This is a genomic window from Ferriphaselus sp. R-1 (assembly GCF_000746095.1).
Taxonomy (GTDB): Bacteria; Pseudomonadota; Gammaproteobacteria; order Burkholderiales; family Gallionellaceae; genus Ferriphaselus.
Map to the genome: position 1 here is coordinate 96,499 of NZ_JQKP01000008.1, position 23,447 is coordinate 119,945.

Here is a 23,447-nt window from a genome sequence, read left to right on the forward strand (position 1 = left end):
CTCCGTTGGGTCAGTGACTTGCGTTGCCCTGCTGGCCCACCGGCCGGCCAAGGCCGGCCGGCGGGCTGTCAGGTCAAACGGTCTTGCCCCGGAAGATCACCATGGCTGCCCCTTGCGACTGGCTGAAGTTGTCATAGCCGATCAGACGGACATGGTTGTTGGGATTGGCCTTGTGACAGGCTTCCGCTTCGGCCAGCACCTTATCGATATCGGTCTCGCCGAACATCGGCAGCTTCCACATATACCAGTAGGAATCCATCAGGTGCTCCGGCTCGGTATGCTCGACTGCCGGGTTCCACCCCTTGGAGACCAGGTACTGGACCTGCTTCTTGATCTGCTCGGTGGTCATCGCAGGCAGATAGGAGAAGGTCTCGAACTTGCGGCTGGCGGGATCGCTCAGGCGACTTTTGTAATCCATCACTTCAGACATTTTTCATTCCTTTCGATTTGATTGAGTCGTTGGCGCGTGGCGCGTAACCGGCAGTTGCGCTGACGCATCGGGGTGCGACCTCCTGGCTGCGGCCACACGCTGCACGCGGTCTTACTTGTGGGCTACATCCAGCTTGTCCACGGTATCGAACTCGAACTTGATCTCCTTCCATGTCTCCATGGCGATCTTCAGCTCGGGGCTGTGCTTGGCTGCCTCGGTAAGGATGGCTCGGCCTTCCTTCTCGATGGCCACGCCTTCGTTACGAGCCGCCACACAGGCTTCCAGCGCAACGCGGTTGGCTGCGGCACCGGCAGCGTTGCCCCATGGGTGGCCCAGCGTACCGCCACCGAATTGCAGCACGGAGTCATCGCCGAAGATGTTCACCAGCGCCGGCATGTGCCAGACGTGGATACCGCCGGAGGCCACTGGCAACACGCCAGGCATGGAGCCGAAGTCCTGATCGAAGAAGATGCCACGGCTGCGGTCTTCCTTGATGAAACTGTCACGCATCAGATCGATCCAGCCCAGCGTCGCTTCGCGGTCGCCTTCCAGCTTGCCCACCACCGTACCGGAGTGCAGGTGATCGCCACCGGACAAGCGCAACACCTTGGTCAACACACGGAAGTGGATACCGTGGTGCGGGTTGCGGTCGAGCACGGCGTGCATGGCGCGGTGGATGTGCAGCAACACACCGTTGTCGCGACACCAGTTGGCCAAGCCGGTATTGGCGGTCAAGCCACCTGTCAGGTAATCGTGCATGATGATGGGCGCACCGATCTCCTTAGCGTATTCCGCACGCTTGTACATCTCTTCCGGTGTAGGCGCGGTCACGTTCAGATAGTGGCCCTTGCGCTCGCCAGTCTCGCGTTCGGCCTTCTCGATGGCTTCCATCACGAAGTCGAAACGCTGCTTCCAGCGCATGAACGGCTGGCTGTTGACGTTCTCATCGTCCTTGGTGAAGTCCAGACCGCCACGCAGACACTCGTACACCGCACGGCCATAGTTCTTGCCGGACAGGCCCAACTTGGGCTTGATGGTGCAGCCCAGCAGCGGACGACCATACTTGTTCATGATGTCGCGCTCAACCTGGATACCGTGGGGCGGACCGCCACAGGTCTTCACATAGGCGATGGGGAAGCGCACGTCTTCCAGACGCAAGGCTCGCAGCGCCTTGAATCCGAACACGTTGCCCACCAGCGAGGTCAGCACGTTCACCATCGAGCCCTCTTCGAACAGGTCGATCGGATAGGCCACGAAAGCGTAGAAGCAGCTATCATCACCGGGCACGTCCTCGATCTTGTACGCGCGCCCCTTGTAGTAATCGAGGTCGGTCAACAGATCGGTCCACACCGTGGTCCAGGTACCGGTCGATGATTCAGCCGCCACGGCAGCAGCGACCTCCTCGCGATCCACACCCGGTTGTGGCGTGATCTTGAAACACGCCAGGATGTCAGTATCCTTGGGCGTATAGTTGGGTTCCCAATAGGTGCTCCGGTATTCCTTGACACCGGCGCTGTAGGTTTTCACTGCCATGGTGCGCTCCTTCATGTAGGTTTAACAGCCCTTCCTTCCGGAAGATTTCAGGCCCGTCTTGAGCCTGGATGAGACTATATCCACCTCTAACCATAAAAAATAATTGTATTTTTTGATAGTATGCATAGACCAAAGTCTATATATCAAACTAGGGAGCAGACATGATCCGCAATGCATCACTCCGACAATTGAAGGTCTTTGAATCGGTGGCGCGCAACTTGAGCGTGACACGCGCAGCCGAAGAGTTGTTCCTCACCCAGCCGACGGTATCCATCCAGATCAAGCAACTCACTGAGTTGGTCGGCCTGCCGTTGACCGAACAGATAGGCAAACGGCTGTATCTGACGGAGGCTGGAAGGGAATTGCAAAAGGTCTGCAAACGGGTGTTCGATGACCTGGATAACTACGAGATGCTGGTATCCGATCTCAAGGGTATGAAGGCGGGCAAGCTCAGTCTGGCCGTGATCACCACGGCGAAATACTTCATCCCCCGTCTGCTGGGACAATTCTGCCAGCGCTACCCCGGCATCGATGTCAAACTCAAGGTCACCAACCGCGAGCGGGTTCTGGAACGGATGGCGGAAAACCTCGACGATCTTTACGTACTCGGAGTCCCTTCCGATGATCCGGACGTGGTCTTCGAGCCGTTTCTGGAGAACCCGCTGGTCATACTCGCACCCAGCGACCACCCCTTGGCCAGACAGACCAGCATCCCTCCCACTGCCTTGGCAGGAGAGTCGTTCATCATGCGCGAGGCTGGCTCAGGTGTGCGACTGGCTGTCGAGCAGTTCTTCAAGGAACGCGGTGTGAGCCTCAAGGTCCGCATGGAGCTGGGTAGCAACGAGACCATCAAGCAGGCTGTGGCAGGGGGACTGGGGATCGCGGCGCTATCCGCGCATGCACTGGTTCTAGACCGGACCAGTGACGACATCGCCATTCTGGATGTAGAGGGTTTCCCTCTCAAACGGCACCTTTATCTGGCCTATCCGCAGAACCGCCAGATGAGTGTGGTGGGCACAACCTTCCTCTCGTTCCTGAAACAGGAAGGTGTGCTGTTCGCCGAGAAATATCTGCAAGGACTGGAGTCGATCCGCCGGAGCAATGGCAGCTTAGCCTACTGGGGCGAGGACCCAGGTCAACGGACCTGATGCGGTGCCCGGCAGATTGAGATTCGTCGAACGTATCCGATTGGGCGATCAGACGTTTCCCGGCGTGCCCGCTTGAAACTATGCGGCGGCGACATCCCTGACGATCTGGGCGATCGCCTCAGCCCAATGCCTGACCAGAGTAGCGTCTTCGCCCTCGACCATCACGCGCAAGAGCGGCTCGGTGCCGGAGGGACGCAACAACACTCGTCCACGTCCGGCCAAAGCTGACTCAGCCTCAGCCACCTTGGCATTGATCGCCGCATGGTTGGCAAAATCGACCTTCTTGGCAATACGCACGTTCACCAGCACTTGCGGATACAAGGTTAGAGCCGCACCCGCCTGCGCCAGCGTCTCATCATTCGCACGCAAGGCGTGCAACACCTGCAAGGCGGAGACGATGCCGTCGCCAGTGGAATGTTTGTCCAGGCAGATGATGTGGCCGGAGTTCTCGCCACCGATCTGCCAGTCGCGCTCCAGCAACTGCTCCATCACGTAGCGGTCACCAACCTTAGCTCGGGCGAACGGCACTCCCATCTCCTTGAGCGCCAGCTCCAGCGCCAGATTGGTCATCAGCGTACCGACCGCCCCGCCCTTCAGTTGGCTTTGCGCATGGCGGTGTCGCGCGATGATGTAGAGCAGTTGATCGCCATCATAGAGCTGGCCGCTCGCATCGGCCATCACCAGCCGGTCGCCGTCGCCATCCAGGGCGATGCCCAGATCGGCACCCTGCTCCACCACGGTCTTGCACAGGGCGGCGGGTGCGGTGGCACCGACTCCCGCATTGATGTTCTTGCCATCCGGCTGCACTCCGATAGCAACCACATCCGCCCCCAGCTCGTGCAGCACATGGCGCGCGATGTGGTAAGCCGCGCCGTTGGCGCAGTCCGCCACGATCTTCAGACCGCGCAGGTCCAGATCGTTGGGGAACGTGCTCTTGCAGAATTCGATATAGCGCCCCGCCGCATCGTCGATACGCTTGGCCTTGCCCAGACCGTCGGAATGTTTGGTCTGCATGGGATTATCCAGCTCGGCTTCGATGGCCAGTTCGATGGAATCCGGCAACTTGGTGCCCTGGCCGGAAAAGAACTTGATGCCGTTGTCGTCGAACGGATTGTGCGAGGCCGAGATCACGATGCCCGCCTGCAAACGCAAGGCGCGGGTCAGATAGGCCACGGCAGGTGTCGGCACCGGCCCGGCCAGATAGACATCCACGCCCGCCGCGATCAGCCCGGCCTGCAGCGCGGATTCCAGCATGTAGCCGGAGATACGCGTGTCCTTGCCGATCAGTACGGCGGGGCGCTCGCCCTTGCTCAAATGCCAGTCGGCCTCCCCCAACACCTTGCCGGCGGCATATCCCAAGCGCATCACGAATTCGGGCGTGATCGGAAAATCGCCCACCTTGCCACGCACGCCATCCGTGCCGAAATACTTTCTGCTCATGACCCCTCGCTCGTTAATCCTGCCTCACCGCCTGCCACACTTTCAGGGCATCCACCGTTCCCGCCACATCATGCACGCGCACGATACGCGCCCCATGCTCGACCGCCATCAGTGCTGCCGCCACGCTGCCAAAGGCACGCTGCTCGACATCACGTCCGGTCAGCATACCTATCATGGACTTTCTGGATATTCCGGCCAGCACCGGCACACCCAGGCAGGATAAGGCATCCAGCTCCCGCAACAGGGTGAGGTTGTGTTCCAACGTCTTGCCGAAACCGAAACCAGGATCGACCACGATACGATCCCGGGCGATGCAGTGCTGCTGCGCCGCCACAATACGCCCGTGCAGGAAGGCCATCACTTCCGCTACCACATCCTCGTAACTCGGCTGTAGCTGCATGGTCTGCGCACTACCCTTGCGATGCATCACGCACAGCGCCGCGCCGCTGTCCGCCACCGCCTCGAACGCGCCGTCAGCCTGAAATGCATCCACATCGTTGACCATGCTCGCACCGGCGGCCAGAGCCGCGCGCATCACAACCGGTTTATAGGTATCAATGGAAAGTGGCACCGCCACGCCGCGCAGCCCTTCCAGTACCGGCAAGACGCGGTCCAGCTCTTGCTGCTCACTCACCGGAGCCGCTCCAGGACGGGTGGATTCCCCGCCGATATCGAGGATGTCGGCTCCCTGTTCCAGCAGCTCTAAGGCATGCCGCAGAGCAGCATCCGCGCCACGCCCGCCATCCGAGAAGGAGTCCGGGGTGACATTGACGATGCCCATGACCAAGGGGCGTGAAAGGTCAAGTTTGAATTGGCCGCAATGCAAAGGCATGAGTGCTGAGTGCTGAGTGCTGAGTGCTGAGTGCTGAGTGCTGAGTGCTGAGTGCGAGGTGCATTTCTACACTCGATACTCAGCACTCAGAACCGGATCAGGTTTCCTGGGCCGGTGCAGCGGGTGTCGCGGCGGGTGCGGCTGGAGGGGTGTCCTTGGGCGGCTGGGGATTGGCCACCGACTGTGACGGCTTGGGCGGGCGCAGAGGCTCACCGGCCATGATGTCGTTGATCTGGTCCGCGTCTATGGTCTCCCATTCCAGCAGCGCCTTGGTCATCGCTTCCATCTTGTCTCGATTCTCTTCGATCAGACGGCGCGCCAAGGCATATTGCTCGTCGAGGATACGGCGTATCTCGGCATCGACCTTCTGCATGCTGGCCTCGGAGATGTTCTTGTGGGTAGTGACCGAGCGGCCCAGGAACACCTCACCGTCGTTCTCGGCATACACCATGGTACCCAATGCTTCAGACATGCCCCACTGCGTGACCATCTTGCGGGCCATGTCGGTGGCACGCTCGAAGTCGTTGGATGCGCCGGTGGTCATCTGGCCCATGAAGATCTCTTCCGCGATACGGCCACCGAACAGCACAGCGATGGTGGACAGGAGACGCTCCTTGTCCATGCTGTAACGATCTTCCGAAGGCAGCTGCATGGTCAGACCCAAGGCGCGACCGCGCGGAATGATGGTGACCTTGTGTACGGGATCGGTCTTGGGCAGCAGCTTGGCGACCACGGCGTGACCGGATTCGTGATACGCGGTATTGCGGCGCTCCTCTTCCGGCATGACCATGGTCTTGCGCTCGGCACCCATAAAGATCTTGTCCTTGGCCGACTCGAAGTCGTCCATCTCGACGAAGCGCTTGCCGCGCCGCGCGGCGAACAACGCAGCCTCGTTCACCAGATTTGCAATATCGGCACCAGACATGCCAGGCGTACCGCGCGCCAGAATATTGGCGTTCACGTCGGGCGCACACGGCACCTTGCGCATATGCACCATCAGGATCTGCTCGCGGCCACGGATGTCGGGCAGCGGCACAACCACCTGACGGTCGAAACGACCGGGGCGCAGCAAGGCGGCGTCCAATACGTCAGGACGGTTGGTTGCAGCGATGACGATCACGCCACTGGCCCCCTCGAAACCGTCCATCTCAACCAGCAAGGCGTTCAAGGTCTGCTCGCGCTCGTCATTGCCGCCGCCCAGACCGGCACCGCGCTGACGACCGACCGCGTCAATCTCGTCGATGAAGATGATGCAAGGCGATTGCTTCTTGGCCTGCTCGAACATGTCGCGCACACGAGCCGCGCCCACGCCGACGAACATCTCGACGAAATCGGAACCGGAAATGGAGAAGAACGGGACCTTGGCCTCGCCCGCAATGGCCTTGGCTAGCAAGGTCTTGCCGGTACCGGGGCTGCCGACCATCAGCACGCCACGCGGGATGCGACCGCCCAGATTCTGGAACTTGCCCGGATCGCGCAGGAAATCGACCAGTTCGGAGACTTCTTCCTTGGCCTCGTCACAGCCGGCCACATCGGCGAACGTGACGCGCTCCTTGGCTTCGTCCAGCATGCGCGCACGCGACTTGCCGAACGAGAACGCGCCGCCCTTGCCGCCGCCCTGCATCTGGCGCATGAAGAACACCCAGACACCGATCAGCAGCAGCATCGGGAACCAGGAGATGAACAATTGCGTGAAGAAGCCCTGCTCCTCTTCCGGCTTGGCTTCGATCTTGACCCCATTCTTGAGCAGGTCGGACACCATCCACAGATCGGTAGGCGCATAGCTGGAGATGCGCTTGCCATCGCTGGTGACGGCCTTCAGCACGCGCCCCTCGATGGTCACCTTGGTGATATGGCCCTGATTGACCTCTTTCATGAATTCGGAATAGTCCAACTGACTTTGCGCCGTGGACTGCTGGCGCGCGTTGAACTGATTGAACACGGTCATCAGCACCAAGGCGACGACCATCCAGATTCCGATACTTTTGAACAGATTATTCAAGCTTGCTCCTTACCGGCCTAGATTTACCGGGCACTCATTAGACTACGACTGGGCGGATTACTCAAGTTTTCCCATGCCCAATAGATACACTTCGCTGCTGCGGTCACGCGAGGCTTTCGGCTTGCGCGAAACGACTTTGGCGAACCGGCTGCGCATGGCCTTCAGATACTCCTCGAAGCCCGCTCCCTGAAATACTTTGATGAGAAAACTGCCATCCGGTTTCAAATGCTGAGCCGCAAAGTCCAGCGCCAACTCACATAAGTACATGGCACGCGCCTGATCTGCCACGCCCACGCCGCTGATATTGGGGGCCATGTCGGAAATCACAAGACCGATCTGCCGACCGCCTAGCGCCTGCTCTAGCTGCGCCAGCACCTCATCCTCACGAAAATCGCCCTGAATGAACTCGACACCAGGGATGGGATGCAGGGGCAACAGATCCAGCGCGATCACCTTGCCCGAGTCACCCACCTTGCGGGCTGCGATCTGCGACCAGCCTCCCGGCGTAGCACCCAGATCGACTACGATCATGCCCGGCTTGATGAGCTTATCCTTCTCGTCTATCTCCAATAGCTTGTACGCAGCACGCGAACGATAGCCCTCCTTCTGCGCCAGTTGCACATAAGGGTCGTTCACATGCTCGGACATCCACTGCTTGCTGGTTTTGGAACGCTTCATCGTTTAGAATGCGACTCCCTTCAGGAGTCCCTCAATGCTAAGTCTTACCGTTGCACAACGTCTCGAACTCAAAGCCCGCGCTCATGCGCTCAATCCGGTCATCCTCATCGGCAATGCCGGCCTGACGGAGGCGGTGTTGGCGGAAACGGCCATCGCGCTGAAAAGCCACGAACTCATCAAAGTGCGCGTCATGGGCGACGACCGTGCCGTGCGCGGAGCCATCATGGAACAGATCTGCGAACAGCTGGATGCGGCCCCGGTCCAACAGATCGGCAAGATGCTGGTGATCTACAAGCCCAACCTCGATGCCACCATGCCGATCAAAAAGGCACCGCGCCGCGACAAGAAGCCTTTGACCAAGAAACAACTGGCGAATCGCTGAGTCAGCCACGTCGTTGGTTCAACACCAGCGACGTGCTGCCCTTCCTAGATATACCGGACTTCCACGACCTCATACTCGCGTACGCCGCCCGGTGCCTGCACCTCGGCGATGTCACCTGCGTACTTGCCGATCAGGGCCCGAGCGATCGGTGAGCTGATCGAAATCTTGCATTTCTTGATATCGGCTTCGTCATCGCCGACGATTTGATAAGTCACCACATCGCCGTTGTTCACGTCTTCCAGAATCACCGTGGCACCGAATACGGCACGCCCGTCGGCATTGATGGTCTTGGGATCGATGACCTGTGCGCTGCCCAGCTTGAACTCCAGCTCCTGAATACGGCCTTCGACGAAGGCTTGCCGCTCCTTGGCGGCATCATATTCGGCGTTCTCGGACAGATCGCCCTGCGCGCGCGCCTCGGAGATCGCGTTGATCACGGAGGGACGCTCCACCGTCTTCAGATTATGCAGTTCTTGACGCAATAGCTCTGCGCCAAACACGGTCAATGGAACCTTGCTCATACTACTTCCTTACAGATTCGGTTAAAACCCGCCCGATCAGGCGATCAGGCGGGTGTGCAATGTCTGCACGTCATAAACATCGAGCTCATCCAGATGACGCATGCCGATACAGGCAGCGCGAGCTCCGGCGATGGTGGTGTAATAAGTCACCCGGCCCTGCAACGCAGCATGGCGAATCGAATAGGAGTCGCGCATCGCCGAAGGCTTGCTGTCCACAGTGTTGACGATGAAGCTGACTTCAGCATTCTTGATCATGTCCACGATGTGCGGACGACCTTCGGCCACCTTATTCACCATCGTCACCGGCACTCCAGCCGCCTGGATGACCGAGCCCGTACCGCGTGTCGCCAGCACGGTGAAGCCCAGTGCATTGAGCGAACGCGCCACTTCAACTGCACCCGCCTTGTCGGCATCGCGCACGCTGATAAAGGCCTTGCCGGACGACGGCAGTTTGACGCTGGCCGCCAGTTGCGACTTGACGAAAGCCTCGGCGAAGGTCGCGCCCACGCCCATCACTTCGCCGGTGGACTTCATCTCCGGCCCCAAAATCACGTCCACACCGGGGAACTTGATGAAGGGGAATACCGCTTCCTTCACCGAGTAGTACGGCGGGATCACTTCCCTAGTCACGCCCTGCGAGGCCAGCGACTGACCGGCCATGCAGCGCGCAGCGACCTTGGCCAGCGACACGCCGGTGGCCTTGGACACATAGGGCACGGTGCGCGAGGCGCGCGGATTCACTTCCAGCACGTAGACATGCTCGCCCTGAATCGCGAACTGCACGTTCATCAGGCCGACCACGTTGAGTTCCTTGGCCATCGCCACGGTCTGGCGGCGCAGTTCGTCCTGCATCGCGGAGGACAGCGAATACGGCGGCAAGGAACACGCCGAGTCACCGGAATGCACGCCCGCCTGCTCGATGTGCTCCATGATGCCGCCAATGATGACCTGCTGGCCGTCGGACACCGCATCCACATCCACTTCGATCGCGTCATTCAAGAAGCGGTCGAGCAGGATGGGCAGGCGCTCCGGCCAATCCTTGGCCATCTCTTCGGCATCGCGCATATAGCGCTCCAGGTCCGGCTGCGCGTGGATGATCTCCATCGCGCGACCACCCAGCACGTTCGATGGGCGCATCACCAGCGGATAGCCGATGTCGGCCGCGCCCGCGATGGCCTCGGCCACCGTGCTGGCGGTACGATTGGGCGGCTGCTTGAGGTTGAGCTTGCGCAGCATGGACTGGAAGCGCGCACGGTCTTCCGCGCAGTCGATCATGTCTACCGAGGTGCCGATGATGGGCACGCCCGCCGCGTGCAGGCCGTGTGCCAGCTTCAGCGGGGTCTGGCCGCCGTACTGCACGATCACACCGACCGGCTGCTCGACATCGACCACTTCCAGCACGTCTTCCAGCGTGAGCGGCTCGAAGTACAGGCGGTCGGAGGTATCGTAGTCGGTCGAGACGGTCTCGGGGTTGCAGTTGACCATGATGGTCTCATAGCCGTCTTCGCGCATCGCCAGCGCGGCATGCACGCAGCAATAGTCGAACTCGATGCCTTGGCCGATGCGGTTCGGACCGCCGCCCAGCACCATGATCTTCTTATTGCTAGTCGGCTGCGATTCGCACTCTTCCTCATAGGTCGAGTACATGTAGGCGGTGTTGGTGGCGAACTCGGCGGCGCAAGTGTCCACGCGCTTGAACACCGGACGCACTTTCAGCTCGACACGGCGCGCACGTACGGCGGCGGCATCGGTGCCCAACAGCTTGGCCAGACGACGGTCGGAAAAGCCGACGCGCTTCAGCGCGCGCAGTTCGTCGTATCCCAAGCTATCCAGCGCACGACCGGAAAGCTGCGCTTCGCGCTTGAGCAGGTCTTCGATCTGCACCAGGAACCAAGGGTCGATGCTACTGAGGGCGAACACTTCGTCCACACTCATGCCCAGACGGAACGCATCGCCGACTGCCCAGATACGCTCGGGGCCGGGGTTGCGCAGTTCAGCAGCGATGGCATCACGGTCCTGATACTTGGAGTCCAGTCCATCCACACCAACTTCCAGACCACGCAAAGCTTTCTGGAACGATTCCTGGAAAGTGCGACCGATGGCCATCACTTCACCGACGGATTTCATCTGCGTAGTCAGGCGGTCGTTGGCCTGCGGGAACTTCTCGAACGCGAAACGCGGAATCTTGGTGACCACGTAGTCGATGGTAGGCTCGAATGAGGCCGGGGTGGCACCGCCGGTGATGTCGTTCTTGAGTTCATCCAGCGTATAGCCAACGGCCAGCTTGGCCGCCACCTTGGCGATGGGGAAGCCGGTGGCCTTGGAAGCCAAGGCAGACGAACGCGACACGCGCGGATTCATCTCAATGACCACCATGCGGCCATCGCGCGGGTTGATGGAGAATTGCACGTTGGAGCCACCGGTCTCCACGCCGATCTCGCGCAGCACAGCCAAGCTGGCATCGCGCAGGATCTGGTATTCCTTGTCGGTCAGCGTCTGCGCCGGCGCCACGGTAATCGAGTCGCCGGTGTGCACGCCCATCGGGTCGAGGTTCTCGATGGAACAGATGATGATGCAGTTGTCGGCGCGGTCACGCACGACTTCCATCTCGTATTCCTTCCAGCCCAGCAGCGATTCCTCGATCAGCAGTTCCTTGGTCGGCGAGGCTTCCAGGCCGCGCTCGCAAATCTCCATGAACTCTTCGCGGTTGTAAGCGATGCCGCCGCCGGAACCGCCCATGGTGAACGAGGGGCGGATGATGGTCGGATAGCCCATCACCTGCTGCACTTGCAGCGCCTCTTCCATCGAGTGCGCAATGGCGGAACGGGCCGAGGACAGGCCGATCTTGGTCATCGCCTGCTTGAATTTTTCGCGATCTTCGGCCTTGTCGATGGCATCGCGCGATGCGCCTATCATCTCGACCTTGTATTTCTCCAGCACGCCATGCTTAGCCAAGTCCAGCGCACAGTTCAGCGCAGTCTGCCCGCCCATGGTCGGCAGAATCGCGTCCGGGCGCTCCTTGGCGATGATCTTCTCGACCATCTGCCAAGTGATCGGCTCGATGTAAGTCGCATCGGCCATGTTCGGATCGGTCATGATGGTGGCCGGGTTCGAGTTCACCAGGATGACGCGATAGCCCTCCTCGCGCAGCGCCTTGCAGGCTTGCGCGCCGGAGTAATCGAACTCGCAGGCCTGACCGATGACGATGGGGCCTGCGCCGATGATGAGGATGCTTTTTAGGTCTGTACGTTTTGGCATAAATTCAGTCGTAAGTCGCAAGTCGTAAGACGTAAGTTGAAAGTCGGTTTAACTTAAGACTTACGTCTCACGTCTTAAGACTGTTTTTCCATCAATCCAATAAACTTGTCGAACAACCCGTCCACATCATGCGGACCGGGGCTGGCTTCCGGGTGACCCTGGAAGCAGAACGCGGGCTTGTCGGTCAGCTCGAAACCTTGCAGCGTACCGTCGAACAGCGAGATGTGAGTAACGCGCGCGTTGGCCGGCAGCGTCGTCGCATCCACCGCGAAACCGTGGTTCTGGCTGGTGATCATCACCTGCCCGGTCTGTACGTCCTGCACCGGATGGTTCGCGCCGCGATGGCCGAACTTCATCTTCACGGTCTTGGCACCAGAGGCCAAGCCCATGATCTGATGCCCCAGACAGATGCCGAACAGCGGCACGCTCTTGTCCATGAACACCTTGGCCGCCTCGATGGCGTAGTCGCACGGCTCGGGATCGCCGGGGCCGTTAGACAGAAACACGCCATCCGGCGCCATCGCCAGCACGTCGGAGGCGGGAGTCTTGGCGGGCACCACGGTGATATCGCAACCGCGCTCGGCCAGCATACGCAGGATGTTGCGCTTCACGCCGAAATCGTAAGCCACGACCTTGAATTTCGCATTGACGACTTCACCATAGCCCTCGCCCAATTGCCACTCGCGCTGGGTCCACTTATAAGGTGCATCGGCGGTAACGACCTGCGCCAAGTCCATCCCGGCCAGACCAGCAAAGCCGCGCGCTGCCGCCAGCGCCGCTTCGACGTTGTCGCCGGTAGCGATGCAGCCGTTCTGTGCGCCCTTGCTGCGCAGGATGCGCGTCAGCTTGCGGGTGTCGATGTCGGCGATGGCCACAACATTGTTGGCCTTGAGGTAATCGGACAGCGACCGATTGCTGCGGAAGTTGCTGGCGACCATGGAGAGGTCGCGAATGATGAGTCCGCTGGCGAACACCTGACGCGACTCGACATCTTCATCGTTCGTGCCGACGTTGCCGATGTGCGGATAGGTCAACGTGACGATCTGCTTACAATAAGACGGATCTGTGAGGATTTCCTGATAGCCGGTAATCGAGGTATTGAACACCACTTCGCCGACGCTACTACCCTCGGCTCCAATGGAAATACCGCGAAACACTGTTCCATCGGCAAGCACAAGAATGGCAGGGTTCGTTTGCGGCACCGGAGACTCCCAAGAAGACATAAAGAAGCGGGACCAACCGATGGCTATCCCGCTTTGAACTGGGTGCGGATTATACCGGAAGCGCAATGCACTATCAAACGCAGCCTGCCTCGATCATGGTGCATCATCTGCCCCATCATGGGGCCAGGCCGATAAACCTGAGCCCCCCAGCCCGATCCAAACAGCCCCACACCCCAGATTCCAGCCAGAATCCGCAAGCAAAAAATTTATACTCACTTTTTCTTGACACATTTTTGGGAATCCCTATAATGCGCGCACTCCGCTGATGCGGGGCAGCAAATGCGGGAATAGCTCAGTTGGTAGAGCGATACCTTGCCAAGGTATAGGTCGCGAGTTCGAGTCTCGTTTCCCGCTCCAAATCACTTGGGAAAGCGTAAAAGCTTTCCCAAAAGTTTTTCTGGCAACACCTTCTGCGGCGCGATAGCAAAGCGGTTATGCACCGGATTGCAAATCCGTGTAGGTCGGTTCGACTCCGGCTCGCGCCTCCAAATAAATCAACAAGTTATAATGACACTTCTTCCTGATTTTTCAGGGCTCGCGTGCTGTGTAAGCGCCGTGTAAGCAATTTTTTCAACATAAAGCAAAAATCCATCGGTTAGTCTGGCTTGTGGCTTGATCGAAACTTCAAACACTCACGACTCAACCTTGCTTAATTGGCAGGAACATCTTTCAAGAACACCCAATACTCGACCATAGATTCCATGGCTGTTCAGAACCTTATTCTTGCCAGCAATGGCCGCCCACTCCTACCTGTTTTTGCTCTTTATCTGCAGTTAATTCCTCTCAGACACTAGGTTTTGCAAGAGCCTCACGTGACAAAGCGGTGACACTGCCAACCACCCGATTTACAGATTACACCCCGAGCAGTGCGGAGATTTTCGCACGTACTTCGTCCAATTCCTCGGCAGTGGCCTTGCCTTTAGGTGTGGCCTTGCGAGCACGCCAGTCGAGATTCTTAACTTGGTCCGACAGCACCGCTCCACTGACTCCTTGGGCATGAACAACAACCTCAAAGGGATATCCTTTGATTTGAGTTGTCATCGGGCAGCACAGCATCGTGCCTGTCTTTCCGTTATAGGAGGCGGGGCTCAATACCAGTGCGGGGCGATGTCCAGCCTGCTCGTGCCCTGGCTGCGGTGAGAATTCAAGCCAAACGATATCGCCCGCATCCGGCACGAATCTGGTTGCCATTACCAGACTTCCTTGCCAACTGGCTCACCTGCCTCAATCAATTGATGGAGGTTGCTAGCCGTGATGCCGCCCAGTAACTCATCTAATTTATATACCTTGCGCCGCACTGGCTCGATGACGATGCGCCCCTGCTCTTCACGCACATCGACCGACTGATCCAGATCCAAATGAGCGGCAGCCATGACGGCAGCAGGAATACGAACAGCAGCACTGTTACCCCATTTCTTTACGATGACTTCCATGAAGTTACTCCGAAAGTTGCAATGGTTCGCAGTCTAGGAACTCGCTCGATATGTGTCAACTATGTTTATACATAACCACCAACATCCGTGCGCAATGAGCGCGCTTCCGTTTGCTTTAAGTCGCTCCCAGTTCGTTTGTTATTTCCGGATGTCGTTCAGTCGCAACAGGAGCAAAACTCCGAGCACCCATGCTGCTGATTGATTTCCTACACGTGACGAAGTGAGTTGCCTCACTGCCCTGATTGGCTTGTCAGCATAGCCGAGCAAAGTTGCCATTTCTCCGACGGCAGCAACCATCCCACCCATTGCGGCTCGGTGTTCTCGGCTGAGCATCGCTCTTCAATCCGAACGCCAACTGCTGTGCAGACACTGCACTTTGTAAATCGTACACATCAGCCCAATAGAAGTGGGCAGACTGGACTAGCCTGCTTAACCGTGTCGAAGCTTTAACCAGTCCGGGCAAATCCTGAATGTCGCGCCGAATTTCGTCGCAGTGATTTGACCACAACCGGCAGCGGAAGCAGAAAAGGCCGACGTTTCTATCGCCGGCACAATTTACGCAACGATACTATGCAACACCGATTGCCGCTTAAATCGTTGAAGTTTTTGATTGACGGCAGAGGTCACTTCTTTGATCGCATCATTGCTGATGCGCCATTGTTGCAACGGCAATTTACCAGGGTATATACTTGGCGTATATCTTTTTCAATAGAGACAATCATGACTTACGCCCGCGTGTTCCAATCCGGTAATAGCCAAGCAGTTCGTCTGCCGAAGGAGTTTCGATTTTCTTCGGCTCAGGTTGAGATCTTTCGAAGGGGTAACGAGGTGGTACTGAGGGAGCACCCCAGTAGTGCCCTAAGTATTTTCAATGCTCTGAGTCAGCTGCCGGAAGACTCCGTGGCGCAGGGACGGGAAGATACTCTGCCTCAAGATAGAGAGGCGCTCTGATGGCGGTGCGCTACTTGCTGGATACCAACATCTGCCTCTATATTGCCAAACATAATCCACCTGCGGTACGAGATCGATTTTCCCAGCACACGGCTGACGAACTGGTGATGTCTGTAGTGACCTTGGGAGAGCTAAGATTCGGAGCGGAAAAGAGTCAGTCTCGTGAAAAAGCGTTGGCCGTGATCTCTCAATTGGAATCGGTGATGCAAGTAGCATCATTGACTGAAGCTGTGGGGGAACATTATGGGCAAATTCGAGCATCCCTTCAGCAACGAGGGGAGATGATTGGCAACAATGATCTGTGGTTGGCTGCTCATGCCAGGGCCGAGGGGTGGGTGCTGGTAACCAACAATGAGCGAGAATTTATTCGGGTGGACGGACTGCAGGTTGAGAATTGGGCCGCCTGATCACACAGCCGGAATTGCCCCCTCCCCGTTCTTTTTTCTGGACACGAGCATCGGTGCCGGACTGCTACTTGTCGTTAAGGGTTGCCGTGTCGTCGGTCTGTGGCGCTGCCCGTTTCAGCAAAATCTCGGCTCGGTTTGGTGCCAGGCCTTCGGTATCTGACTCATGCGCCTTATCCTTGCCGAAGCTCATCGTGGTGATTTTGCGCATGTCACACCCTTGCAGCATCATGCGCTTCTTCATCCACTCGGCATAAATGTGTCCAATGGCGAGCTTGTGTTCGCTGCTGCCACGCGCGTCGGTATAACCCCGCACAACGACGACCACATCCGGGTGCTCGCCCAAATAGTGGCAGATGTGCCGAATGCGCTCGCCGATCTCTTCTTTGTTGTATGGGGTGGTCTCGTCGCGATTGAACTTGGCGACGGCCGGGAGCATGCGGTCGAGCTCCACGTCCTGGTCGCAGGCTTGGGCAGGCAGGGCAAGCGTGAGGACAACACTGATAAACGCGAACAATGGACGCAGCATGATTTACTCCTGAGTCAATAAATGGGCATACACCGCCAACATTTTGGCGCTCACGGCAGTTTGCCGCTGGCTCAGGCCAAAGGGATGCGCCGTAGGCATGACGATGCCACGATAAAGGGTTGCGACATCGCTCGGCAAGGGGCGCTTGCCCGCTGTGCTGCCGTGACAGGTGGCGCATTGCTCGGCATAGGGCACGCTCGCGGCGCGGCGAATGAAATCAGCCAATTCGGCATCCTTGGGTAACTCATCCAGCGGCAGTGCGGCAACCCGCCCCAGCAACTTGTTACGCTGGGCTTCCAATTCGACTTGCGCCGCTGTGGGCTCGCATACCTTAGCCCACGGTCGGCATTCATCCACGCCGCCGAAACCGCGACTATAGCCCGCCGTCCACGGCAGGGAAAAATACAGGTAGGGATAGAGCAGAAACCACAGGGCATACAGCGCCATGCCCAGCCAGAAAATCAGTGGCAGGCGCGGCTTTCCCGCCGATAAGTGCGGCGCGAACTCCCGATACCACTCACCGCGCAAGTCTTCGCGTTCAGTTGTCATTGGCTTCATTTTCATATCGTTCTTGGTTGGCCCCTAGTGCATCCATGTGCGCTGCTCGCGGAATCATCAGGTGCAGGCCGAATGTTCGGCTCGTCAGTGGCTCGATATGCGCTGGAAGCAAGACCGCGCCGGAGACGGGTAAGCTATGCCGCACCATCAATTGACCGTGCACCTCGTCGAGAAACAGGCTGCCCAGTTGGGCCGAGGCGTTATGGCGATTGAGCCATGCCAACACGCTGGGGAGTCTTTCAGGCGGGATCGTGTGCTGCTGCAATCGAAGGCACAACTCCAAGCGCGGCGGCGCATCATGCGCCACCAACTCGCCCACCCAGCGGTAACTCGGCCCGCAGTAGCCCCATTCCGTCGAAATCTCGTACTCGACCTGCATCGCCGCACGTTCAGTTTCCGGGGCACCACTAGCGTGCTGAACTCCAGCCAACATCTGCGTCGGCGCGGGGATCGACTTCCCGCCATTGGGCAAAGCGATTACCGGGAGTTCATCCCTACCCTCCTCCGCGCGACCAGCCCGGTGCAAATATGGCTGAATCTGCTTCATCACACTGAGGCTGGCTTGCCAGATCGCCTCCCAATGCTGCGGCAGGCAAGGCGCATTCAGGAAACAGAAATTGGCTTGCAGGCGCATCTCGCCGGTATCGGCATCCAGCGTCAAACACCCCACAGGCAAGCGCTGGTTCAGGCGATTGAGCCAGACCAGCATCTGTTCACGCAACGGCTCGACCACCTCGCCCGCCACGAACCGGAGACGAATCAAGGCCGGATGCTCTTGTATCCGGCACTCGCAGGCAATGCCGGTTGTTTCATCCCGCAGATGGGTGACTGAACTCACGGCCTCGTCATCAATCAAGGGCTGGATGGTTTTGCACTGGCGCATCTGCCAGGCCAACAAGCTGCTGGTCAAACGCAGCTCCGAGCGCGAACCCGCCGGATGGCGCGTGGCAAGTTGTGGGGTGAATTCCGCCGTCAACGCCTGTCCCAGCAACATGGACGCGGCTTCGCGCATACCAGAATCAAGCGCTTCATCGGCCAACATCCCGTCCAGCAAGGCCCAAGCTTCGGCATACTGACCTGCCGAGACACAGGCTTCTGCCTCGCTCAATGAGCCGGGCCGCAACTCCCCGGCGTGCTCATTCAACCCGGATAACAGCGCAGCCACTTCATCCGCAGTCAATGTTTCATCCGCACGATCCATGAGTTTGGCCTCTTATGCCTCCGGCTCCACGCCACCCACGCGCTCGAACCGGACGGAGCTGAACGTCCCTGCCACTTCGTTCAGCCGCAGGCAGGTGTGGAAACGCTGCACATTCACCGCCCTCACGGTATAGACAGCGCCGCGTGTTAAGCGCCGCCAGTCTTCCGCCAGGTCGCCGCGCAGTGAGGGCCGGTCGCTGTCGTCGGTGCAGCGCACCTGCTCGCCCACTTTAAAAGCATCCGCCGGGATCGGCATCGCGTGCATCGTTCCATCGGGCAACCATTCCGCCACGGGCGGCTCGAATGGCGGCTCCAGGCTGCGCAGTTCGATCATGGCCAGGTCGATTGCCAGCAGCGCCAACGGCCCCAACACTAAGCTTCCCGCGAACAGGATGGAAAATACGTTCACGAAGAGGGATTCGCCCTCCGCCATACTCGCAGCCGCCAGCGTCAGGGTAATGGCAAGCAGTCCCCACCAGATCCAGCGGCGACATACGGCTAACCACGATATCGGCCACCCCTCGGGGCCGATGGCCAGTATCAGCGCGAACAACGGCACCAGCCCCACGAGCAACTGTGCCGGATCCTTTAAACGTACGTCCATCAGCACCATCACCAGGAGCAAGAGCGCGATCACGCTGGCCACCCCTCGGAACAACCACACGCCAAGTCGGAGCCACAGGGGCACATCGCCCATACTGGCGTAACGATGTCTGCGCGTCGCCAGTTGCCAGATGGCCACCCACGACAGCGCCGTCAGGCAGAAGATCAGCAACAGACTCCAGCTGCCGGGGTCAAGCAGACCGAACCTCGACAGCCCAGCCCCCAAGGTCACGATCAAGCCCATCCCCCACAACAGACTGGCGGGAAGCAGCAAGATCGCGATCTCGTACTGCCTGGCCCGCTGTGGCGCGGGCCACCGGAAGAACGAACCCCGCCTACGCTTCACACTCGATAGACCGCCCATCCGACCTCCCTGTTCAATCATGCTCCACCACGCGCTGCATGTTCACCTTCACTTCCAGCACCTCTTGCTGCCAGTCGCCCCATTTCTCGTAGCTATGGCACACCCGCTCCGGCACGCTTAAGCGCGGTTCGCCCGTTTCCCTGAGAGCATCGTAATAGCGCCACAGATCGAGCCAGCCGATGCCGGTGGTCAGTTCGAAACAAAAGCGCAACTCAGAACGCCGCACCGCACGCCCGGATTGAGCCAGTTTGCCATCCTGCAAAATCTTGATCTGCACAGCGAAGTCCAGCGGAAAGTCATCTTCGTTCATCAGACTCTTTCGGTTGATTGAGGTTGAGAAATGCCACGGCGGGGTATCCGGCCACTACGCAGCCCCCTTCCGCAGAAGAGGGCAAGCTCCCGAACACGCCAAGCTACCTCGCCCGCCTTCGGCTCGGCGTGGGCAGGGGTAGCAAACAAGGCGGCCAACGCGGCTGCGGCCAGTTTCAGTTTCATGTCGCGCCCCTCTCAGTGGTTGTGATTCAGCTTCGTTTAGCGTGCGCCTTGCTGGGCGGCCTTGCCCCAATCGGTGCCGAAGGCGGATTGCATTAGGTTATTCGTGATTGGTCCCCTACCAAACCGGTTTTTCATCAATAGTCGGCAGACGACAAATAGAGCCGTCCTTTTCTAAAGGCTCAGCACCATACAACTTAGCATAGGCTAATGGATATTCCCGAAATATAAAGGCCAATATGTGCTCCACCAACCATACTTCTATTTTCTGGGTTGGTTTCCAGCCTAGTTTTGCATAACCGTTACAGTAGATATAGGCCTCATTCGCACTCCAATAGGCCCGATAGATCTCGTCACAGGTCTCAAATGCATTCCAGTTCTCTGCCGTGAAAAAATATATAGTTTCTGGAATAGAAATTCGGAGTGCGGCACTTTCCCCAGATCCCCCCCCGAGAAGCAAATCGCCTTTTTTTGCCCCCCAAGTGGCACCGCCATTCTCATCTAACGCATCTTCATCTAATCGGTAAATTGGGATATAGCGATGACTATTATTACCCGGCACGATTTCATAATCTGATGGGCAGGTCACAATCCCAAGGCATTCATGTTTATAGGTATCAATTTCGGACATAATTTTTATAAGTTCAACGTGTCTAGTTTATTAACCGAGTGCACCTTAAAGTTATTAGACGGACGCACCTGTCCGTCTAATAAATCTGTTGTCGCTTAGCAAATGCAATTTAACTTGATCCCGTAACTGTTAGCGGCACATCGCAACCCGCCGCGCATTTTCGGCGGCCAAGGTAGCGAATGAGCGCGATACCCGGGTGTCATCCGCGATGCGCTGCCAGAATTCATGCGCCAGCCAAAGCGCCAACGCCGCATCGCCCGGCGCGGCAATCGGAGCGCGTATCTCCAGTGGGCGCGGCACGATCTCGCCTTTTTCCGGCGCGTAGAGCATGGGCAGCATGTCATACACCGGCGCTAGGCCAAATTGGAAACGACCCTCCACTTCGCGCCAAAACAGCGACACATTGCCGAAGTGCATATCGGTATTGCCGATCAGCCGCCCGAACGCTTCGAGGGTGGCGATGGCGCGTTCCGCCTCCGGCATGAGCAAACCGGATTGGCGCAGCGCGGTGGCACTAGCCGCCCAGCTTCGGCGGCTGCCGATGAATTCATCGTCCACCGCGCCGAGCGTAGCCACGCCCAGTTCGCCCCGGTCGAAACGCAGCGATTCCAAGTGGCAGCGCGTCTCGCCCAGCACGATGCGCGCTTCGGCCACCGGAAAACCCGCCTCGCCCAGCACTTGCCCGGCCAGATGCTCGGCCAGCAACAGATCGCGCCAGCGTTCAGCCACCGGGTTATCCAGCGACGGGGAGAATTTGACGATCACCGGGCGCACCTCGCCCGCCGGGGTCTGATACGCCACAGCGAATTTCGGATGTTCGCCCCCGGCTGATGAGCCGGGCTGCGATCCGGCCACCGATTGTTCGGCCAGCGCATCGAAATAAGCGGACAGTGCTGTCACCACCGGGCAATCCGGCGCGCGCCGCACTTGTCCCAGCTCGAGGTTGCCGGGCGCATCGAACGAAGGCTGCGCCAGCGCAAACAACACGTCCACCTCCGTCCACCGACTCAGCTCCTCCGGTAGTCCCAGCATTGCCGCCTGAGCATGGCAATAAGCGCGCCCGATGTAGCCCTGCGGCCGCATGTCCTGCATGAACCAGGGCAGCGCAGCCGAATACTGCGCGCCGCCCGCCACGGGCAGGAACAGAAAACCGCCGCCGCTCACACTCATCAGCTCGCCGTAACGCTCGCCTCGCCGCCACACCGGCAGGCGCAGCGGCAGGCCGCGCACCGGGCGGGCGACGGCATAGCGGATAGTGCGCCCGGCGCGAAACTCCAGCCAGTCTTCCCGACTGGTGCGCAACGCCTGCACCGCCCGCGACACCGAAGGCTGGCTGATCCGCGCCCGCGCGCCCAGCTCCGCCGCCGTATGTGGACCGGAAGAAAGCAGAATGCCGTAAAGCAGATCGGTGTTCAGGCTGGACATGGATTAGAAAGTGAATAGCTAAGATTGGCAATAGTGCAATGAATATTATATTATTTTATAAAAGATACATAAAACCATGAATAGCGTTAAAGGAGCAGCTTAGCCATAAATTCTGGCGGCTACTGCTGCTCAGTGAAATTAACCACCACCCGCTGGTCGGTGGGTTTCAGGATGTGGGTTTCTTTCTCGTGGCTCTCCCGTTGTGCCAAACATGGCACGTCATAGCCCAGCGATTCGCCTGATCGGCGGCGGCAGTTGATGTGTGCCGGGGTGTCGGCAGAATTCTCCGCCCAGCTTTCCTCGGAACGGGAGGGCTTAACCTCGACTGGGAGGTGCCGGTAGCGCCGCCACATCAGCTCCTCCTCGGGATCGGACTTGCCCGGCCAGTAGGCATAGGCTTCCACCCGCACCGGACGCCAGTTGCAGCGCCCCGGCTGGAAGCGGTCGGGCATGAAGGTCGCCGAGTACGAATCGCCGTGACGCACCACTTCCAACGGCACGCGCAATTGCAGTCCGTACAACGCCCCTTCCATCCCGCCCGCGATGCGGGTCGGCGAATACTGGCAGCCCTCCTTGTTGTCGGTCTCGTACAGGGCGCGCATCTTGAGTTCAAGATCGGCGGACAACTTGCCCTCCAGCCGCACCTGACGCGGCGCGGAATTCAACTGCGGATAATCCCGGTCGTTCGTCGCCAACTCCTCGCCCACCCGAAAAGACCCGCACCCCGCCACCAACACCGCCGCCATCCCCAACCATGCTTTTTTCATATCCACGCTCCTAAACTCAAGAAAACATCCCGCCTGGGTTTACTACGCCCCAGAGCGGCTCTTCTCTTCCCAGACATCGCCCTTGTCGCCACGCTGCCAAGTAGGCCAGCTGTGGCCGTAGGCGTGCTCGACATACGGCCCCCGGAGCAACTGCGCTATCTCACCCGTGCTGCGATCCTCGCCCAGCCAGTGTATCTGGTGCGCCCAGGGCCGCACCCGCTCGTGCGACATCCGGGCCAGGATGGGATCGACAATCGCCGCAGCCGCTTCCGGCGAAGCCGCCCGCACCAGAAAACACGTATCCGGCCCGTTCGGCCCGCCGCTAAAGACACACTCCGAATCGTTGCCGTAACGGACAACTTCATACAGGTTCAACATCTGTCCTTCCTATCAGACGGCTCAACCGCGCGAAACTCGCGGGAGCTCTTCAAGCCGATTTCGGTCACTCACGTAGGGCAATGGAATTGACGCCCCCCCTATACGGCATCGAGATCTACCAGACTGGAGATAGCAAACATCCAGTCAACAGAGGGAGGTGTGAAATGGATATTACGCGTATTGGCATAGACCTGGCAAAGAACGTATTCCAGATACACGGAGTGGATCGTGCGGGCAAGGTGATTGTCAGGAAGCAATTGCGGCG

Annotated in this window: 24 protein-coding genes, 2 tRNA genes and 1 pseudogene; 7 read left to right on the forward strand and 20 right to left on the reverse strand. The window is 58.9% G+C overall.

Annotated elements, in window-relative coordinates; all coding sequences use genetic code 11:
* Nucleotides 1-73: 73 nt before the first annotated feature.
* Nucleotides 74-430, reverse strand: a complete 357-nt coding sequence (locus tag DM08_RS07600) for a ribulose bisphosphate carboxylase small subunit (RefSeq protein ID WP_035384037.1) — start codon at nt 428-430, stop codon at nt 74-76.
* Nucleotides 431-541: 111 nt separating this feature from the next.
* The gene (locus DM08_RS07605; protein ID WP_035384086.1) at nt 542-1,963 is read right to left on the reverse strand and encodes a form I ribulose bisphosphate carboxylase large subunit; all 1,422 of its coding nucleotides are present in this window, start codon (nt 1,961-1,963) and stop codon (nt 542-544) included.
* A 161-nt stretch (nt 1,964-2,124) separates the two neighbouring features.
* On the opposite strand from DM08_RS07605, the gene DM08_RS07610 reads away from it, so the two are divergent.
* Nucleotides 2,125-3,111 carry a LysR family transcriptional regulator gene (locus DM08_RS07610; protein WP_081908826.1) on the forward strand — a complete coding sequence of 329 codons (987 nt, stop codon included), beginning with the start codon at nt 2,125-2,127 and terminating at the stop codon, nt 3,109-3,111.
* A gap of 78 nt (nt 3,112-3,189) precedes the next feature.
* Here the strand turns inward: DM08_RS07610 and glmM are convergent, their stop codons facing one another.
* The 4 genes from glmM to rlmE form a co-directional block, all read right to left on the reverse strand.
* Nucleotides 3,190-4,551 carry a phosphoglucosamine mutase gene (gene glmM / locus DM08_RS07615; RefSeq protein WP_035384038.1) on the reverse strand — a complete coding sequence of 454 codons (1,362 nt, stop codon included), beginning with the start codon at nt 4,549-4,551 and terminating at the stop codon, nt 3,190-3,192.
* A gap of 13 nt (nt 4,552-4,564) precedes the next feature.
* A complete protein-coding gene (folP, locus tag DM08_RS07620) occupies nt 4,565-5,383 on the reverse strand; it encodes a dihydropteroate synthase (RefSeq protein ID WP_035384039.1) in 819 nt (272 codons plus the stop codon).
* Between the two features lie 97 nt (nt 5,384-5,480).
* Nucleotides 5,481-7,385 carry an ATP-dependent zinc metalloprotease FtsH gene (gene ftsH, locus DM08_RS07625; protein WP_035384040.1) on the reverse strand — a complete coding sequence of 635 codons (1,905 nt, stop codon included), beginning with the start codon at nt 7,383-7,385 and terminating at the stop codon, nt 5,481-5,483.
* Between the two features lie 57 nt (nt 7,386-7,442).
* Entirely contained in the window at nt 7,443-8,063 is a 621-nt protein-coding gene (gene rlmE, locus DM08_RS07630; RefSeq protein WP_035384041.1) for a 23S rRNA (uridine(2552)-2'-O)-methyltransferase RlmE, read from the reverse strand.
* A gap of 34 nt (nt 8,064-8,097) precedes the next feature.
* On the opposite strand from rlmE, the gene DM08_RS07635 reads away from it, so the two are divergent.
* On the forward strand, nt 8,098-8,445 hold the full coding sequence (locus tag DM08_RS07635; protein ID WP_035384042.1) for a YhbY family RNA-binding protein: 348 nt from the start codon (nt 8,098-8,100) through the stop codon (nt 8,443-8,445).
* Nucleotides 8,446-8,489: 44 nt separating this feature from the next.
* On the opposite strand, the gene greA is transcribed toward DM08_RS07635, so the two are convergent.
* From greA to carA, 3 genes are all read right to left on the reverse strand, one after another.
* Nucleotides 8,490-8,966 carry a transcription elongation factor GreA gene (gene greA, locus DM08_RS07640; RefSeq protein ID WP_035384043.1) on the reverse strand — a complete coding sequence of 159 codons (477 nt, stop codon included), beginning with the start codon at nt 8,964-8,966 and terminating at the stop codon, nt 8,490-8,492.
* A 36-nt stretch (nt 8,967-9,002) separates the two neighbouring features.
* On the reverse strand, nt 9,003-12,224 hold the full coding sequence (gene carB / locus DM08_RS07645) for a carbamoyl-phosphate synthase large subunit (protein WP_035384044.1): 3,222 nt from the start codon (nt 12,222-12,224) through the stop codon (nt 9,003-9,005).
* 74 nt (nt 12,225-12,298) lie between these two features.
* Nucleotides 12,299-13,426: a glutamine-hydrolyzing carbamoyl-phosphate synthase small subunit gene (carA, locus tag DM08_RS07650; RefSeq protein ID WP_202593386.1), complete on the reverse strand. Its 1,128-nt coding sequence runs from the start codon at nt 13,424-13,426 to the stop codon at nt 12,299-12,301.
* A gap of 302 nt (nt 13,427-13,728) precedes the next feature.
* Between carA and DM08_RS07655 the strand changes: the two genes are divergently transcribed.
* Nucleotides 13,729-13,804 (forward strand) — tRNA-Gly (locus DM08_RS07655).
* A gap of 57 nt (nt 13,805-13,861) precedes the next feature.
* Nucleotides 13,862-13,935 (forward strand) — tRNA-Cys (locus DM08_RS07660).
* Nucleotides 13,936-14,299: 364 nt separating this feature from the next.
* Here the strand turns inward: DM08_RS07660 and mazF are convergent.
* Both mazF and DM08_RS07670 read right to left on the reverse strand, forming a co-directional pair.
* Complete coding sequence (mazF, locus tag DM08_RS07665; protein ID WP_035384046.1) at nt 14,300-14,638, reverse strand: endoribonuclease MazF; 339 nt, start codon at nt 14,636-14,638, stop codon at nt 14,300-14,302.
* Entirely contained in the window at nt 14,638-14,880 is a 243-nt protein-coding gene (locus DM08_RS07670; protein ID WP_035384047.1) for an AbrB/MazE/SpoVT family DNA-binding domain-containing protein, read from the reverse strand. Before DM08_RS07670 ends, mazF begins: the two co-directional genes overlap by 1 nt.
* Before the next feature lie 570 nt (nt 14,881-15,450).
* Between DM08_RS07670 and vapB the strand changes: the two genes are divergently transcribed.
* Complete coding sequence (gene vapB / locus DM08_RS13065; RefSeq protein ID WP_202593387.1) at nt 15,451-15,831, forward strand: antitoxin; 381 nt, start codon at nt 15,451-15,453, stop codon at nt 15,829-15,831.
* On the forward strand, nt 15,831-16,238 hold the full coding sequence (locus DM08_RS07680) for a type II toxin-antitoxin system tRNA(fMet)-specific endonuclease VapC (protein ID WP_035384048.1): 408 nt from the start codon (nt 15,831-15,833) through the stop codon (nt 16,236-16,238). Before vapB ends, DM08_RS07680 begins: the two co-directional genes overlap by 1 nt.
* A 64-nt stretch (nt 16,239-16,302) precedes the next feature.
* On the opposite strand, the gene DM08_RS07685 is transcribed toward DM08_RS07680, so the two are convergent.
* From DM08_RS07685 to DM08_RS07720, 9 genes are all read right to left on the reverse strand, one after another.
* Nucleotides 16,303-16,764 carry an OmpA family protein gene (locus DM08_RS07685; protein ID WP_035384049.1) on the reverse strand — a complete coding sequence of 154 codons (462 nt, stop codon included), beginning with the start codon at nt 16,762-16,764 and terminating at the stop codon, nt 16,303-16,305.
* Between the two features lie 3 nt (nt 16,765-16,767).
* Nucleotides 16,768-17,322, reverse strand: coding sequence for a cytochrome c family protein (locus tag DM08_RS07690; RefSeq protein ID WP_152555806.1), 555 nt, complete (start codon nt 17,320-17,322; stop codon nt 16,768-16,770).
* Nucleotides 17,303-18,523 (reverse strand): YbjN domain-containing protein, encoded by a 1,221-nt coding sequence (locus DM08_RS07695; protein WP_035384051.1) that lies wholly within the window; start codon nt 18,521-18,523, stop codon nt 17,303-17,305. The genes DM08_RS07690 and DM08_RS07695 overlap by 20 nt, the downstream gene beginning before the upstream one ends.
* Before the next feature lie 12 nt (nt 18,524-18,535).
* Nucleotides 18,536-19,471, reverse strand: a complete 936-nt coding sequence (locus DM08_RS07700) for a hypothetical protein (RefSeq protein WP_152555807.1) — start codon at nt 19,469-19,471, stop codon at nt 18,536-18,538.
* Nucleotides 19,472-19,502: 31 nt separating this feature from the next.
* A complete protein-coding gene (locus DM08_RS07705) occupies nt 19,503-19,799 on the reverse strand; it encodes a hypothetical protein (RefSeq protein ID WP_035384053.1) in 297 nt (98 codons plus the stop codon).
* Nucleotides 19,800-20,099: 300 nt separating this feature from the next.
* A complete protein-coding gene (locus DM08_RS12870; protein WP_152555808.1) occupies nt 20,100-20,612 on the reverse strand; it encodes a hypothetical protein in 513 nt (170 codons plus the stop codon).
* 129 nt (nt 20,613-20,741) lie between these two features.
* Nucleotides 20,742-22,037 carry a HipA domain-containing protein gene (locus DM08_RS07710; protein WP_035384054.1) on the reverse strand — a complete coding sequence of 432 codons (1,296 nt, stop codon included), beginning with the start codon at nt 22,035-22,037 and terminating at the stop codon, nt 20,742-20,744.
* Between the two features lie 119 nt (nt 22,038-22,156).
* The gene (locus tag DM08_RS07715) at nt 22,157-22,804 is read right to left on the reverse strand and encodes a hypothetical protein (protein WP_035384055.1); all 648 of its coding nucleotides are present in this window, start codon (nt 22,802-22,804) and stop codon (nt 22,157-22,159) included.
* A gap of 42 nt (nt 22,805-22,846) precedes the next feature.
* Entirely contained in the window at nt 22,847-23,182 is a 336-nt protein-coding gene (locus DM08_RS07720; RefSeq protein WP_202593388.1) for a hypothetical protein, read from the reverse strand.
* A gap of 164 nt (nt 23,183-23,346) precedes the next feature.
* Here DM08_RS07720 and DM08_RS13165 point away from each other — a divergent pair.
* Nucleotides 23,347-23,447: pseudogene (locus DM08_RS13165) on the forward strand (IS110 family transposase); the annotation flags it as partial.

Coding starts and splice junctions, on each gene's coding strand:
- DM08_RS07605 (WP_035384086.1), bottom strand. CDS start 1,963: ATGGCAGTGAAAACCTACAGCGCCGGTGTCAAGGAATACCGGAGCACC.
- rlmE (WP_035384041.1), bottom strand. CDS start 8,063: ATGAAGCGTTCCAAAACCAGCAAGCAGTGGATGTCCGAGCATGTGAAC.
- DM08_RS07690 (WP_152555806.1), bottom strand. CDS start 17,322: ATGAAGCCAATGACAACTGAACGCGAAGACTTGCGCGGTGAGTGGTAT.
- DM08_RS07720 (WP_202593388.1), bottom strand. CDS start 23,182: ATGTTGAACCTGTATGAAGTTGTCCGTTACGGCAACGATTCGGAGTGT.
- DM08_RS07610 (WP_081908826.1), top strand. CDS start 2,125: ATGATCCGCAATGCATCACTCCGACAATTGAAGGTCTTTGAATCGGTG.
- vapB (WP_202593387.1), top strand. CDS start 15,451: ATGCAACACCGATTGCCGCTTAAATCGTTGAAGTTTTTGATTGACGGC.
- DM08_RS07685 (WP_035384049.1), bottom strand. CDS start 16,764: ATGCTGCGTCCATTGTTCGCGTTTATCAGTGTTGTCCTCACGCTTGCC.
- carB (WP_035384044.1), bottom strand. CDS start 12,224: ATGCCAAAACGTACAGACCTAAAAAGCATCCTCATCATCGGCGCAGGC.
- DM08_RS07680 (WP_035384048.1), top strand. CDS start 15,831: ATGGCGGTGCGCTACTTGCTGGATACCAACATCTGCCTCTATATTGCC.
- DM08_RS12870 (WP_152555808.1), bottom strand. CDS start 20,612: ATGTCCGAAATTGATACCTATAAACATGAATGCCTTGGGATTGTGACC.
- DM08_RS07695 (WP_035384051.1), bottom strand. CDS start 18,523: ATGGATCGTGCGGATGAAACATTGACTGCGGATGAAGTGGCTGCGCTG.
- DM08_RS07705 (WP_035384053.1), bottom strand. CDS start 19,799: ATGAACGAAGATGACTTTCCGCTGGACTTCGCTGTGCAGATCAAGATT.
- folP (WP_035384039.1), bottom strand. CDS start 5,383: ATGCCTTTGCATTGCGGCCAATTCAAACTTGACCTTTCACGCCCCTTG.
- DM08_RS07670 (WP_035384047.1), bottom strand. CDS start 14,880: ATGGAAGTCATCGTAAAGAAATGGGGTAACAGTGCTGCTGTTCGTATT.
- DM08_RS07600 (WP_035384037.1), bottom strand. CDS start 430: ATGTCTGAAGTGATGGATTACAAAAGTCGCCTGAGCGATCCCGCCAGC.
- mazF (WP_035384046.1), bottom strand. CDS start 14,638: ATGGCAACCAGATTCGTGCCGGATGCGGGCGATATCGTTTGGCTTGAA.
- glmM (WP_035384038.1), bottom strand. CDS start 4,551: ATGAGCAGAAAGTATTTCGGCACGGATGGCGTGCGTGGCAAGGTGGGC.
- DM08_RS07710 (WP_035384054.1), bottom strand. CDS start 22,037: ATGTCCAGCCTGAACACCGATCTGCTTTACGGCATTCTGCTTTCTTCC.
- greA (WP_035384043.1), bottom strand. CDS start 8,966: ATGAGCAAGGTTCCATTGACCGTGTTTGGCGCAGAGCTATTGCGTCAA.
- DM08_RS07715 (WP_035384055.1), bottom strand. CDS start 22,804: ATGAAAAAAGCATGGTTGGGGATGGCGGCGGTGTTGGTGGCGGGGTGC.
- DM08_RS07635 (WP_035384042.1), top strand. CDS start 8,098: ATGCTAAGTCTTACCGTTGCACAACGTCTCGAACTCAAAGCCCGCGCT.